Annotated in this window: 10 protein-coding genes and 1 tRNA gene; 6 read left to right on the forward strand and 5 right to left on the reverse strand. The window is 42.5% G+C overall.

Annotated features, from left to right (window positions below; translation table 11 throughout):
* Positions 1 to 6 precede the first annotated feature (6 nt).
* From EZ437_RS09315 to metA, 4 genes are all read left to right on the forward strand, one after another.
* On the forward strand, positions 7 to 2,325 hold the full coding sequence (locus EZ437_RS09315) for a Gldg family protein (protein ID WP_131595594.1): 2,319 nt from the start codon (positions 7 to 9) through the stop codon (positions 2,323 to 2,325).
* Between the two features lie 86 nt (positions 2,326 to 2,411).
* Positions 2,412 to 3,761 (forward strand): MutS-related protein, encoded by a 1,350-nt coding sequence (locus EZ437_RS09320; protein ID WP_131595596.1) that lies wholly within the window; start codon positions 2,412 to 2,414, stop codon positions 3,759 to 3,761.
* Positions 3,758 to 5,083, forward strand: coding sequence for a MutS-related protein (locus EZ437_RS09325; RefSeq protein ID WP_131595598.1), 1,326 nt, complete (start codon positions 3,758 to 3,760; stop codon positions 5,081 to 5,083). Before EZ437_RS09320 ends, EZ437_RS09325 begins: the two co-directional genes overlap by 4 nt.
* Positions 5,084 to 5,163: 80 nt before the next feature.
* On the forward strand, positions 5,164 to 6,108 hold the full coding sequence (gene metA / locus EZ437_RS09330; protein WP_131595600.1) for a homoserine O-acetyltransferase MetA: 945 nt from the start codon (positions 5,164 to 5,166) through the stop codon (positions 6,106 to 6,108).
* 79 nt (positions 6,109 to 6,187) lie between these two features.
* On the opposite strand, the gene EZ437_RS09335 is transcribed toward metA, so the two are convergent.
* Positions 6,188 to 6,267, reverse strand: a tRNA-Leu gene (locus EZ437_RS09335).
* Between the two features lie 60 nt (positions 6,268 to 6,327).
* On the reverse strand, positions 6,328 to 6,612 hold the full coding sequence (locus EZ437_RS09340) for a DUF3817 domain-containing protein (RefSeq protein WP_131595602.1): 285 nt from the start codon (positions 6,610 to 6,612) through the stop codon (positions 6,328 to 6,330).
* 277 nt (positions 6,613 to 6,889) lie between these two features.
* Here EZ437_RS09340 and EZ437_RS09345 point away from each other — a divergent pair, with 277 nt between their 5' ends.
* Complete coding sequence (locus EZ437_RS09345; protein WP_131595604.1) at positions 6,890 to 9,364, forward strand: glutaminase family protein; 2,475 nt, start codon at positions 6,890 to 6,892, stop codon at positions 9,362 to 9,364.
* A 78-nt stretch (positions 9,365 to 9,442) separates the two neighbouring features.
* On the opposite strand, the gene EZ437_RS09350 is transcribed toward EZ437_RS09345, so the two are convergent.
* Both EZ437_RS09350 and EZ437_RS09355 read right to left on the reverse strand, forming a co-directional pair.
* A complete protein-coding gene (locus tag EZ437_RS09350; RefSeq protein ID WP_131595606.1) occupies positions 9,443 to 10,531 on the reverse strand; it encodes an acyltransferase family protein in 1,089 nt (362 codons plus the stop codon).
* A 125-nt stretch (positions 10,532 to 10,656) separates the two neighbouring features.
* Entirely contained in the window at positions 10,657 to 10,929 is a 273-nt protein-coding gene (locus EZ437_RS09355; protein ID WP_131595608.1) for a hypothetical protein, read from the reverse strand.
* 228 nt (positions 10,930 to 11,157) lie between these two features.
* Between EZ437_RS09355 and EZ437_RS09360 the strand changes: the two genes are divergently transcribed.
* Positions 11,158 to 12,291 carry a serine hydrolase domain-containing protein gene (locus EZ437_RS09360; RefSeq protein ID WP_131595610.1) on the forward strand — a complete coding sequence of 378 codons (1,134 nt, stop codon included), beginning with the start codon at positions 11,158 to 11,160 and terminating at the stop codon, positions 12,289 to 12,291.
* 4 nt (positions 12,292 to 12,295) lie between these two features.
* On the opposite strand, the gene EZ437_RS09365 is transcribed toward EZ437_RS09360, so the two are convergent.
* Positions 12,296 to 14,215 carry a heparinase II/III domain-containing protein gene (locus tag EZ437_RS09365; protein ID WP_131595612.1) on the reverse strand — a complete coding sequence of 640 codons (1,920 nt, stop codon included), beginning with the start codon at positions 14,213 to 14,215 and terminating at the stop codon, positions 12,296 to 12,298.
* Between the last annotated feature and the right edge of the window lie 53 nt (positions 14,216 to 14,268).

Here is a 14,268-nt window from a genome sequence, read left to right on the forward strand (position 1 = left end):
ACCGCAATGAGAAAAATATTCAAAATAGCCAAATTAGAGCTCAACATCCTGTTTTACTCACCAGTAGCCTGGCTGGTACTAGCCATATTCATGGTGCAATGCGCCCTTTCCTTTCTGGACAATATGCAGGGGACCCGCACCGGAATCTCTTTAGGCTATTATCCCGGACCCATTACCCGTACACTTTTTGCTGGCAATTCCGGCTTATTTACAACCATTCAAGGTTATATTTACCTGTATATTCCCATATTAACCATGGGCCTGATGAGCAGGGAAACCAGCAGCGGATCCATTAAACTGCTGCTGTCTTCTCCTGTAAAACTAAGGCAGATCATTTTAGGCAAATACCTGGCCATCATTGGTTATGGCTTAACGCTGATCGGTGTATTGCTAATCTTTGTGATCATAGGAGGCTTTTTCATTAAGGATGTAGACCTTGGTTTCATCTTTTCAGGTCTTCTGGGACTCTATTTACTAATCTGCACCTATGCTGCCATTGGCTTGTTCATGTCCTGCCTCACCAATTACCAGGTGGTTGCGGCCATCAGCACATTGGCGGTATTTGCGGTTTTAAGGTATGTAGGTGTGTTATGGCAGGAAATTGATTTCGTAAGAGACCTTACTTATTTTCTTTCCATATCCGGTCGTACAGAAAAAATGGTGAACGGACTCATCACTACGAAAGATCTTTTCTATTTCCTAATCATCATCGCCTCATTCCTGTCGTTATGCGTGCTGCGCTTGAAATCAGAGCGGGAGCTAAAGCCCTTGTCGGTCAAAGTCGGTCGCTATGCAGCGCTCTTATTTGGTGCCCTATTGTTGGGCTACATTACTTCCAGGCCTGTGTTTACAGGTTATCTGGATGCTACATCAGCCCAATCATTAACCCTTACGAAGACCAGTCGCGATATCATTAAAAAGCTGGACGGAGACCTGAAGGTTACCACCTATGTAAACATGCTGGCGCCCAATGTATGGTACCTTTTGCCGTTGTCCAGGAACAACGATTTGAGCAGGATGGAAGATTTCAAAAGATTCTTGCCCGGCATGAAACAGGAGTACGTTTATTATTACCAAAAGCCAGTAGATACCAATTATACCGAATACAAATATAACCCAAACATAAAGGCAAATTCCAGTGTCGACAAAATAGCAGAGCAGATGGCCACCAATATGGGCATAGACGCAAGACCTTTCATCCCGCCTGCTGAGATCAAAAAACAAATAGATCTGGAGCCCGAAGGTTACTTACATGTAAGGAAACTCGAATACAAAGGTAAAAGCGAATACCTAAGGTTTTTCATGGGAGATATGGATCCCTATGCTACAGAAGCAGAAGTGAGCGCCGCTTTAAAGCGCTTATTGATAGATGCTCCTAAGGTGGTTTTTCTAACAGGCAATAACGAGCGCGCTACAGACAGCAAAGGCGACAGAGATTACCACCTGATCAGCAGCTTAAAAACGAAGAGAACGGCATTGATTAATCAGGGCTTTGATGTAGATACCCTAAACCTAGGCACACAAGAAATAGGTGCAACCGTAGACATCGTTGTGCTGGCCGATCCAACCGAGCCCTTTACCGCAGAAGAACAACATAAATTAAGTGCCTATATCGAAAGAGGAGGCAATATGCTGATCATCGGCGAACCCGGCAGACAAGACATACTTAATCCATTTTTGGCCACTATCGGCCTGCAGCTAAAACAGGGTATATTGGTTAAGCCAGACAAGGCACTTACCCCAGGATTCATCAATGCAACATTCTCCCCATTGTCGGCCGCACTCGATTCTAACTTTACCAGATTGCAGCAGGGCCAGGCTACCGTAGCGGTACAGGGTGCCAGTGCAATCAGCTATACGCCTTCAATAAGTTTTAGCATCAAACCATTGCTGCTCAGCACTCCCGGGGGCTGGAACAAACAGCTGGCAGCAGCTCAGGGCAATATCGATCTGACTACAGCCAATCTTAGTTTTAACGCCGCGCAGGGCGATGAAATGGGTGTATTCCCAATCGCAATATCCATGAGCCGGAAGATAAACAACAAAGAACAAAGGATCGTGGTATCTGGCGACGCCGATTTTATCAGCAACGGGGAATTGTCGCGGACGGCAAGAGGGAAAAACCAATACTACCTCAATGGCGTATTTCGCTGGCTGGGCAATGGAGATTTTCCTGTAGACGTAAGTAGGCCAGCGCCAAAAGATACGGACCTGAAGGTTTCACGCGAACAAATTACCGCACTGATGTGGTTATGTAAGGGAATTATTCCTGCTGTAATTGCCATACTGGGTGCAATAGTGTTATTTAAAAGAAGAAGAAAATAATTTTTAGGTTTAGTTAACCATGCAGCAACATTTGGAGAGCACCCGGATGGGCCTCTCCAAAAGCTGTTCAATAAAAAATTTATAACATGAATTTTAGTACCGATAAGCAAACGTTAGAAGACCTGAACATACTGGGCAAACCGGGTGGTGATTCCGTGTATGCGCTTTACAACAATACCCATACACGTGGTGGTGCAGACATCCTGGAGCAGCTGTTCCTTTACCCCCTTGGGGATGTGGAAAGCATTAACAAGCGCAGCCAGAGCATCCAGTACTTCAGTTCGCTAAATCTGGCGTTCCCTATTTCTACGGTAGCCCTGGACAGTGCAGAGCTATATTTGAGCATGACCGACCAGCGAACCATGCTGTCGCAAAGCGGGGATACCCTGGCCCGTAAATTCAGTCAGCTGATTGCAGTGGACGGCGATCAAAAGTTGATCATCAACGGCATTATCGCTGTTATCGGTATCCTGCAGAGCCTTCAGGAATTCACCTTAAAAATAAAAGCAACGGCAGAAGTCAGCGCCTATCAAAGTAATCTTGCAGAAATAGAGACCCTGCTGGCAGAAGAATACTTTAAATCCCTGTTGGAAGACAGGCAGCCAGAAAGGCTGCCCTATTCCAAACTGGTGGATCTGGATAAGCTCCTTCGCTTTGGACATAGAGAAAGGATAAAGCAAATGCTCAGCTTTATTTACCAGTTGGATGTCTTGATATCCGTAGCCGCTACAGCCGCTAAAAAACAATACCTATTTCCCAAAGCCCTGCCAAAAGAAGAGCAGGTACTAAAGTTGAAGCAAGTACGGCACCCCCTCGTAAAAAACGTAAAAGGCAATAGCCTGGAAATCAGTCCGAGTCACAATGTCGTCTTCCTCACCGGGGCCAACATGGCCGGCAAATCCACCTTTATGAAATCCCTGGGCATCGCCCTATACCTGGCGCACATGGGATTCCCCGTGGCCGCAGAAGAAATGGAGTTTTCTGTAAGAGACGGAATTTATACCACGATCAACCTGGCAGACGACCTCAACAGTGGCAACAGTCATTTCTACGCAGAAGTACTGCGGGTAAAAAAGATCGCCAAGGAACTGGGGGCTGGCAAAAGCCTGTTTATCATATTTGATGAACTGTTTAGGGGCACCAATGTAAAAGACGCCTATGAAGGAACCATCGCCATTACAGAAGCCTTCGCCCAAAAGCACAATTGTATGTTTGTGGTATCTACCCATATCATCGAAGCAGGCGAAGTACTGAAAGCGCGTTGCCCCAACATCCAATTTGTATACCTGCCAACCCGGATGAATGGCAATACACCCGTTTATACCTATCAGCTGGAGCTCGGTATTACAGCCGACAGACATGGGATGGTGATCATCAATAACGAGCGGATACTGGAGATCATCCGCAGCAGAAAAAATATAATACCACAATCATGAATGCATTTGCAGACCAACAAACCCTGGACGATTTAAACATACCAGGCCGGCATAAAAATAATTCCATCGCCCGCCTTTTTGATGCGGTAGTTACTGCAGGGGGCAGAAAAGTGATGGACGAGCTGTTTAGTCGGCCGCTGGTTAGCGCAGTAGACATTAATAAACGCAGCAACATCTTCAAATACTTTGGGAAGCTGGGCATCAGCTTTCCGTTTAGCGATAAAGAATTCAGCATCATGGAAAACTACCTGGCCTCGGGTAATGGCAGCAAACAGCTGGCCGGAGGCTGGAATATTATCTGGAGTAAAGTACTGGAGCTAGCCGCCCAGGATACTGAATACGCGCAGCTGAACAAAGAAGTATGCCATACCATTGCACTGCTAAACCGGTTCCATGAATTTGCAGCCGCACTGCCACAAGAAGAAAGCCCTTACCAGGTGCAGTTGACCCAAATCATCAATACCTTTTCCCATCCCAGGCTCAGATGGCTAAAACAGAAGAAAGGCGTAAAGGAATTGTCGCTGGCCAAACTGATCAAATACGACTACCTGTTACGTAACTGTCTGCATGAACAGATGAAAGTCCTGAACAGCCTGATCTTCCATCTGGATGTTTATATTGCTGTATCGGCGGTAGGCCAAAAGAAAGGCTTTAGCTATGCCAACGCCTTATCCAAAGAAGAACATACCCTGGAGATTGCCAACCTGTTTCATCCGGCAGTAGCAAATGCGGTAGGCAATACCCTGTCGCTCAGTCAGCGCAACAATGTCATCTTTCTAACAGGGGCAAACATGGCCGGCAAATCTACGCTGATGAAATCACTAGGCATCAGCATATACCTGGCCCATATGGGTTTTCCTGTTGCTGCCAGCATGATGGAATTCTCTATAAAAGATGGACTGTATACCTCTATCAACGTGCCCGATAACCTGGACATGGGCTATAGCCATTTTTACGCAGAAGTGCTGCGGGTAAAAACAATAGCAGAGCAGGTGGCAGCCGATAAAAACCTAGTGGTAATCTTCGACGAATTGTTTAAAGGCACCAATGTCAAAGATGCATACGATGCAACCTTGAGTATCACAGAGGCTTTCTCAGAAAACCGTAACTGTTTCTTTGTCATCTCCACCCACATCACCGAAGTAGGCGACTCCTTGATGGAGCGATGTGATAACTTTCTTTTTGTTTACTTGCCTACGATAATGGAAGGAGTAAAGCCAAGGTATACCTACAAGCTATCCGAGGGAATTACAGAAGACAGACATGGGATGACGATTATTGAAAATGAAGGAATAATAGCTATCATTAACGCCAGCGGCTAAGGACTGGTGTAAAGCTATAGCAGGATTCATGGTAATATTCTTATTTTTGTGGCTTAAACAAGATAAAGAGGGAAAGATAAATGCCAGTTAAGATTCCGAATAATCTGCCAGCGATAGAACTTTTAAAGAAGGAAAATATATTTGTTATGAGTGATCTGAGAGCGGATACTCAAGATATTCGCCCAATGCGTGTGCTTATCCTTAACCTGATGCCTCTTAAAATATCTGCTGAAACGGATTTTGTTCGTTTATTATCCAACAATCCTTTACAGGTTGAAGTTGAATTTTTAAGACTCGATTCCCACACTTCTAAAAATATATCTGAAGAACATTTGGAAATGTTTTATAAAGGTTTTGGCGAAATAAAGGAAAACTACTATGACGGTTTGATCATTACCGGCGCTCCTGTAGAAATGCTGGAGTTTGAGGAAGTAAGCTATTGGAATGAGATCACTCAAATCTTCGACTGGGCTAGAAAACACGTTACCTCTACGCTCTATATTTGCTGGGCATCTCAGGCTGCGCTTTATCATTTTTATGGGGTAGAAAAAAAGCCATTAAACGAAAAATTATCCGGGGTTTTCAAGCATACTGCCACTGAAAAGGGGCACTCCTTGTTAAGAGGCTTTGACGACGAGTTCTTTATTCCCCATAGCAGACATACCACAATATTGAAATCGGATTTAGCGGATAAGGAAGATCTTTGTATCCTGTCAGAATCTTCGGATGCAGGAGTCGCCATTGTATTTTCCCGAGGCGGGCGTGAATTTTACCTTACTGGTCACTCAGAATACGCTCCGCTAACCCTTCACGAGGAATATGTAAGAGACCGGAAGAAAGGTCTTGATGTGCCAGTTCCGAAAAACTATTACCGGGACAATAATCCAGAGAATGCGCCATTGGTATGCTGGACAAGTCATGCGAATTTACTATTCAATAATTGGCTCAACTACTTTGTTTACCAGGAAACACCTTATAATCTAGAGGACGTGGGTAAATTAGGAGAGATTGTTCAAAATGGTTAGATAGGACATCGAACTGTATAACGAATTGGCAATAAAAAAAGCCGTGCCACAACGATTGTACGTCATGTGCACGGCTTAGTACCCAGCGCCGGAGTCGAACCGGCACGGTTTCCCACAGGTGTTTGAGACCAGCGCGTCTACCAATTCCGCCAGCTGGGCATTTGCTTATTCAGCGGGTTGCAAATGTATCAATTGCCGTATTAAATAACAAGATTTATTTTATTTATCTTCTTTCAGTTGTTTGTCTACCCAAAAAGGGGCAAAAGGGATCAATGAGGCAAAGCCAAATAAAGCTGCTCTTTTAAAGCTCCATTTATATTCCAGCCAGGCCATGATCAGTAAAACAATATACAGCATAAATAAAACGCCATGTGCCCATCCGGTATACTTTACTGCTAAAGGCAGATCAGCCCAATATTTTAAAGGCATTGCAATAAAGACTAATAAGATGTAGGAAATACCCTCTGCAACCGCGATTTTTCTAAATAAAGATATTGTATTCATGTATATAATGATTTGCCGCTAAAATACACTTAAGGATGTATACTGAAATTTATAGTTGACATTTTGACATTATCATAACCCATTGAACGACTTTGCAACATCAGTTTTTTTATTTTTTTACCATTTAAGTAAGCATTGTAGTCCGTAATTTGCAAGTAAATCTTAAAGATTGTCCAGTTTGAAAGCTTTAATAATAAAAAATTTATACTTTAGTAAAACGTTTTATCAAAGGTAATTTAACCCTAATCAAGTATAACAATTCACACACAGATTAATTATGAACAAAATTAACAAGCTAAAATTCCTGGGTATGCTGGTCTGCATCGTTGCAGCTGGCACGCTTAAAGCGCAGGACCGGAAGGCACCATCTTATCCTTTAATCACACACAATCCTAACTTTAGTATCTGGTCCAGTACCGATAAATTGAATGAGTCCGCTACTCAACATTGGACAGGGGCAGACCATTCCCTTTTAGGAATGATTAATGTTGACGGTAAAATATATCGGTTTCTAGGCAAGGAAACACCAAGTTTTAAAATGATTGTACCTACTTCTGATGAAAAAGCATATGAAGTAAGCTATACAGAAAAGGAACCTCAGGGCGATTGGAAAGCCGCTGATTACACTGCCGGCGACTGGGAAACGGGTGCAGCGCCAATAGGCGACGATGCAAAAAATGTAAAGACACTATGGAAGTCTCATGATATCTGGGTAAGAAGAACATTTAATGTAACGAATCCTGCCTCGATAAATGAACTATTTTTAAAAATCAACCACGATGATAACATTGAACTTTATCTGAACGGAAAAAAGATCTATACCAAAGCAGGCTGGACTAACAACTTCGTTTATATCCCGCTAATTAGCAGTGATAAATCTGCCTTGAAGGCCGGAAAAAATGTTATTGCCATTCATCTGATCAACACAGCAGGGGGCCGCTACCTGGATTTTGGGTTGGTAAACAAAGAGAAGGATAACTCAGCTGCGGTACAGGTTGCCAAACAAAAAAGCGTTGACATCAATGCCACCCAAACCATTTATAATTTCACCTGCGGAAAGGTTGATTTAAAACTGACTTTTACTTCGCCCTTGCTGATGAATGATCTAGGCTTACTAGCACGCCCGGTTTCTTATGTCACTTATCAGGTACAGGCCAACGATAAAAAAACACACCAGGTGAAGGTTTACCTGAGTGCTTCATCTGATATAGCTGTTTACAGGCCATCACAAGAAGTTTCTGCATCAAAATATAGCAATGCCAAGCTTTCTATTTTGAAGACTGGGACACTTGAGCAACCGATTCTTAAGAAAGCTGCAGATGATATGCGCATTGACTGGGGTTATTTTTATGTAGCCGCACCAAAAACAAGTAATACCATTCAGTTCATCACTCCTCAGAAGGATGCAAGTGATGCATTCAGAAAAGGGAATGTAAGTTCCACCGCAAAACAAGGCAAGTCGCTTGCCCTGAATACCATCATTCCATTTGGCACAGTAGGAAAAACTCCGGTTGAAAAGTATGTTGAGCTGGGTTATGATGAGATTTATTCTATACAATATTTCCAGAAGAACTTAAGGCCATGGTGGAATACATCGGGTAAAGAGACCATAGAAGGGCAGCTTACAGATGCTTCAAATGAATACAAAGCAGTGATGGCAAAATGTGAGGCATTCAACAAAGCTGTATATGCTAATGCATTGAAGTCGGGGGGTAAAGAATACGCTGATCTGTGTATTTTGGCGTATCGCCAGAGTATCGCTGCACATACTTTGGTTAAAAGTCCGGAAAAGGAGATTCTATGGTTATCTAAAGAAAACAATAGCGGCGGTTTTATCAACACCGTCGACGTAACTTATCCATCGGCACCTTTGTACCTGATCTACAATCCGCAATTGCTGCAGGGTATGCTAAACGGGATTTTCTATTTCAGTGAGAGCGGTAAATATCCTCATCCATGGGCTGCCCACGATTTAGGTACTTATCCTTTGGCCAACGGACAAACCTATGGAGAGCCTATGCCTGTTGAAGAATCTGGCAATATGATCATCTTAACGGCTGCAATTGCTAAAGCTCAGGGAAATGCAAACTATGCAAAAATGCACTGGAAAACATTGACCACATGGGCAGATTATCTGACCAAGGAAGGTCTGGACCCTAAAACGCAGTTGTGTACGGACGATTTTGCAGGCCACCTTGCCCGGAATGCAAATTTATCAGTGAAAGCTATCGTAGGTATTGCCTGCTATGCACAAATGGCGAAGACACTGGGTTATGATGATGTTGCTAAAAAATACAGGGCCATTGCCGAGAGCATGGTACCTAAATGGATAGAGATGGCAGATGCGGGCGACCATTATGCACTGACCTTTGATGATAAGAATACCTGGAGCCAGAAATATAACCTGGTTTGGGATAAAGTTTTGGATCTTAATCTGTTTCCTCAAAAAGTATACGATACAGAGATTAAGTATTACCTAACCAAGCAAAACCGGTATGGGTTGCCATTAGATAGTAGAAAAGCTTATACAAAGAACGACTGGATCTTATGGACAGCGACCTTCACCAGCAACCAAAAGGATTTTGAAGCGCTGATCAATCCTGTTCATAAACATGCTATTGAAACAGAGTCAAGAGTTCCGCTTAATGATTTTTATGATACCAATACGGGTATACGTGATAACTTTAAGGCACGTAGCGTGGTTGGTGGTTTCTATATGAAAATGTTTTCTGACCAGTTGAAAGACAAGTAATATATCAGCGTTTGCTGAATGAACGAAAATGGGGCCAGCTTGCTAAAGCGGCCCCATTTTTATAGACGGATCACGCAATTAGAATTGGCTTTTTTTCCGTTTATTAGTCAGGTAAGTTCTTACAGGAATGTCAAAAACAACCATAACCAGGTAAGCAAAAGTTAGCAATAGCATGGTGCCTGTCACAATAATCAATACAAGTTGTGGCGTGCCGGGTTTATTGGCAGTGTAGTAATTCAGGAACATCCAGATTACTACGTAATGTGTCATGTAGAGCGGGTAAGATATTTTCCCGAAAAACACACATAATTTTCGCAGTTCCTGGCTCAGCTGGCTGCCGGCTCCAAGAGAAACGAGGAGCGGAAAATAAACTATTACTACCAAGAGTTCCATAACCCAGTTCCATTGACTATAAGGCATTATAAAAGCCAGAACAAGTAATACCGATAATCCGGCAAAACCCAGGCTGTTTTTAATGATCCAGTTAGACCGGTAAATTAATAACCCCGCTAAAAAGGAATACGAGACACGCGCAGCACCATCCCAAAAGCTATCCCTTCCCCATCCCCCCAGAATATTTCCGGAGCGGTAAGATACATAACATAGCGCCATTGCTGATAGAATGGTCAGTATTACCAGAATCCTGCGGTTAAATCTGTAAAGGATAAAAGCATAGAAGATATTGGCTACATATTCCCAAAATAATGACCACGCAGGTGCATTGAATCCAAACAAATTAAAAGAACGCTCTTCAATTACAGGAAAAGGGATAAGAAAGATCGTACAAAGGAACATCAGGATGATCTTTCCTGCACTGTATAGCTCAGGCTGACCACCAAAAGGATCAAATAAAAAGGCCAGAAGGCCAAGTACACCCCCAAAAATAATTAATGGGTGTAACCTGATCAACCTCGATTTAAAGAATTCCATGACGCCCATCTTACTGATGCGGTCGTCGTATGCATATGCAATTACAAAACCAGAGAGGCAAAAGAAAAAATCTACTGCTAAAAAACCGTGGCCTATGAAGTTCAGCTTAAATTCATAGACCATCTCCATGAAATGGAAGATTACGATTGCTATAGCTGCTATGCCTCTTAGCCCGTCCAGAATTTCAAAATGCTGTTTGGTTTTTAGGATCTCGGGATTTAGCGTGGTTGTGTTCATTTTTGGTGCCTGATTGCATTCACCGCTGAAGAGCCGTGTTGCTGGTTTAAGCCGCCAAGATTACCAAATATAAACGGTACTGTCAAGTACTAAACACAGTATAACTATATTGTTATAGGGATACTTTACCTTGCTATCAGATTCTCAAAAGTGGCACTAAATGCCTGTCTGCAGTCTTTACCTATTTCGATTGGAAGGCCATCCTTCAGGTATAGTTTAACGCCGCCATCATTACTGTTGATATAACGGAAATAATTGTCAACACGGTCTGTATCGCCGGTAAACGGATGAATCCTACCACCGAACCATCTCTCGTATTTTATGCCAATCATTTCTAATTGCTGCTCAAACGCCTGTTTCTTTTTAGTAATGGATTCGTTTTCTTCTAATTCGATCATAGTAATTTTTGAATAAAGTTAATAGGGAGGTGTAAGGTACGGATAAAATAATTAGTAATTTGATTTACAGTTTATTGTGATATTGAGATGTTTGTTTAGTTAATTCAAGGAATAACAAAATTGTTTTATAGATATTATTACCAGGTGTTAAATTAGGTTAAGCTCCTTAAAAGCACGATATTAAGCACCGGTTTCAATTAATTATAACGCTTCCCTAATTCTGATATTATGCAAATAAGATATTTTATTACCACTATTTTGCTGGTTTGCTTTGCCGCATCCGCTTACGCACAAGTGGAGAAGGCTGAAGCCGAGATACAGAATATTATGAAAGAGCTGAACGTAGTGGGGCTTTCTGTAGCAGTTGTAAAAAACAATGAAATCATTTATACACATGCATTTGGGCAGAAAGACATTGAAAAGAATATCCCGCTTCAGGAAAATGATGTGTTTAGGATAGCCTCTATCTCCAAATCTTTTTGTGCAACCTCGATCATGCAGCTTGCAGAGGCACGAAAGCTGTCGCTTGATGATGATTTTAGTGACCTGGTAGGCTTTAAAGTGCGCAATCCCAAATATCCGGAAACGGTGATCACTTTAAAAATGGTGATGTCGCATACTTCGAGTATCAATGACAGTCAGGGGTACTTTAACCTCGATGCGATCAATCCGGCCAAAGGAGGCAGCTGGGAAAAATGCTACAGTGATTATGCTCCGGGAAAAGGATACCGGTATTGCAATCTTAATTATAATATGGTAGGTGCGGTTATAGAAAGGCTTTCGGGAGAGCGAATTGATACCTATGTAAAGCGGCATATTCTGGATCCTTTAGGTTTGTATGGCGGTTATAATACAGATTCTCTCGACAGTGCCAGGTTTAGCAACTTATATGAAGATGATAGGGCGGTGGGTAAATATACTACAGCCCTGACCTATGTACTGCGAAAAGATGGGTTTAAGGATTATCAGATGGGATACAGCACCCCTCAGTTTTCGCCAACAGGTGGAATGAAGATTTCTGCTCCTGACCTGGCAAAGTATATGACCATGCATATGAATTATGGTAAATATAAAAAGACCAGGATTATTTCCAAGAGAAGTTCAAAACTGATGCAGACCAAAGTTTCAGATGATGAAGCATATGGACTGGCATTGTGGACCAGTGACAATCTTATACCAGGTAAGGCTATGAAGGGACACACCGGATCGGCCTACGGATTGTACAGTGCCATGTTTTTTCATCCAAGGGAAAAGTTTGGGATCGTGGTGATCACCAATGGTTGCGATCCAGGCTATACAAACGGCATGAACACGGTATTGAGGAAAACAATAAACAGCTTATATACAAATCTTATAAAGTAAGGGTCTAAAACGAATGGGGCCATTTGGCCAGTATTCCCGGATCTTTAATTGTATTTTTTTCAAACTCGCCTGGTGTTAATAACACTGTAATAGTTTTTTTGCTGTCAGGAGGTATCACTATTTCAAAGCCAACCAGGCTGGTACCCGGATTAGGTGCATCATAATCATGAACAGGAGCGGTAGACCAGGTCTTGAATATTACGCCTTCCGGTGCTGTAATGATCAGCCTTTTTCCGTTCTTCTGTAGCACCACTTTATTTTTTCCGATAAGATTAACTTCTGCTGCGGTTAACAGTGACCATCGGACAGTGGTTTCTTTGGACAGGCTTTCCAGTTCATCTTTGATCACTACCTGTTGCTTATTTAAAATAGCGATACCCCTGGTTGCTTTTTTAATGTCATTCTGATAAACAGCCGTCAGATCAACAATTGCGTTCATAAATGCAGGAGCAGAAGAGGAACTTGTGATGGGTGCAAAGCCTTTTACATTTTGAAGCTGATTGTTTATAGCAAGTGTATTGTGGGCAAAATTATTATACCTGAATACCTGCCAGCGCTGGGAGTTTTGGCTCATGTTCCATAAGTCGACCCCTTTAGATTCCAATGATTCGTAACCCTGCATTCCAAAATCCATCGCCCAGCGTATGCCATTTGCATCCATAACAAAAGAGCCCGCATCCATATGTCCGTGGTTGAGGCGTGGAGATCCTCCTTTCATACCTATATATATGGCGTTGGGATCCGACCATGAAGTACGCATCATAAATACAGGATTAGTCCCATCGCCTTTGTAAGTAAGGCTTTTTGGCGGCGTTATTTTGTTTAATTTCTGCCCGGCTCCCCAGATCATCAGGGTAGGCAGAATGCGGTCTGCCTTAAGTTTTCCTGGTTCTGAGCTCAAATAATTTTGTTCTACCCATAACAGAGTAGGATCATTTAGTTTTCCGGCAAACCAAAACATCGCGGGGTTAACATAAGACTTGACCCCTGAATCAAAAAAGTTGAAGGCATTGCCGGAAGGTCCGGTCATGTTTTCTAAAAAGCTGGCAGTCTTTAAAAAGCCCGGAATCTTGCTCAGTTCAAAATCCTGTTTAAATAGCTGCTCAATAGCACTTATAAACATTGCATTAAAGCTGGTTCCGTAATTCCAGTATCCATATCCTTCGGGATAGGCGCCGTCCGGGCCATATTCTTTCATAGGTATTTTAATGGAATTGACTGCGCGGTTTATGATGTTTACAGCAAGTTCCGGCTCATCTTCATAAACTGCCAGGGCGCCATAACTGATGCCGGCGTTACAGACCTGGTTCCAGTTATGCGTGTCTTTAAGCCAGGAATTATTCCTGGTTTCCATAGATGGATTTAAGCCGTTTTTCATGATGCCGGCTTTTATAATGTCCCTTGAGCTTTTGGGCAGGACATCATAAAGCCAGTCGTAGCCAATGGCGACAGCCATGGTCATTTCTGCTACATCAAGAAAGTGTGAAGGATTCCAGTCTTCAAAATTCGAGACAGCCAATAATTCCTTTTCGGCCCTTTTCATATACTTTTCATCATTACTCATGCGCCAGGCATAAGAGAGAAAGAAAATACGTCGCAGGGCTTCTCTTGATACATCGAGCAGTCTCTTGCCTGTTTTGATATGCTTAACAGGTTCCGTTTTTAGCAGCGCATCACATTCTGCTAAAATCATAAGGTGAATGTTACTCCAGGTCTTATCGGCGATTATACTGGCTTTTAATGACGCTTCTTCTCCTTTCAACAGCAATAAACGCGGATGGCCTGCTATTTTGAGTGATGAATTTAATACCTGATCCTGTGCATTTAGGGCAGGTGACAGAAATAAAAAAAGTATTGTACCAAATACTATCCTTTTAATCTCATTTAATAATTCCGGTGGTGTTTCCTGATTTAGTCTGATCATTTTATAAATATAACGATCATTTTGCTGTTTGCATGACAGTGCATGACAGCTAT

This window comes from Pedobacter psychroterrae (genome assembly GCF_004331695.1).
Classification (GTDB): domain Bacteria; phylum Bacteroidota; class Bacteroidia; order Sphingobacteriales; family Sphingobacteriaceae; genus Pedobacter; species Pedobacter psychroterrae.

Bases quoted from the DNA above. Each gene is read 5' to 3' on its own strand.
- EZ437_RS09315 (WP_131595594.1), top strand. From the start codon at position 7: ATGAGAAAAATATTCAAAATAGCCAAATTAGAGCTCAACATCCTGTTT.
- EZ437_RS09320 (WP_131595596.1), top strand. From the start codon at position 2,412: ATGAATTTTAGTACCGATAAGCAAACGTTAGAAGACCTGAACATACTG.
- EZ437_RS09325 (WP_131595598.1), top strand. From the start codon at position 3,758: ATGAATGCATTTGCAGACCAACAAACCCTGGACGATTTAAACATACCA.
- metA (WP_131595600.1), top strand. From the start codon at position 5,164: ATGCCAGTTAAGATTCCGAATAATCTGCCAGCGATAGAACTTTTAAAG.
- EZ437_RS09340 (WP_131595602.1), bottom strand. From the start codon at position 6,612: ATGAATACAATATCTTTATTTAGAAAAATCGCGGTTGCAGAGGGTATT.
- EZ437_RS09345 (WP_131595604.1), top strand. From the start codon at position 6,890: ATGAACAAAATTAACAAGCTAAAATTCCTGGGTATGCTGGTCTGCATC.
- EZ437_RS09350 (WP_131595606.1), bottom strand. From the start codon at position 10,531: ATGAACACAACCACGCTAAATCCCGAGATCCTAAAAACCAAACAGCAT.
- EZ437_RS09355 (WP_131595608.1), bottom strand. From the start codon at position 10,929: ATGATCGAATTAGAAGAAAACGAATCCATTACTAAAAAGAAACAGGCG.
- EZ437_RS09360 (WP_131595610.1), top strand. From the start codon at position 11,158: ATGCAAATAAGATATTTTATTACCACTATTTTGCTGGTTTGCTTTGCC.
- EZ437_RS09365 (WP_131595612.1), bottom strand. From the start codon at position 14,215: ATGATCAGACTAAATCAGGAAACACCACCGGAATTATTAAATGAGATT.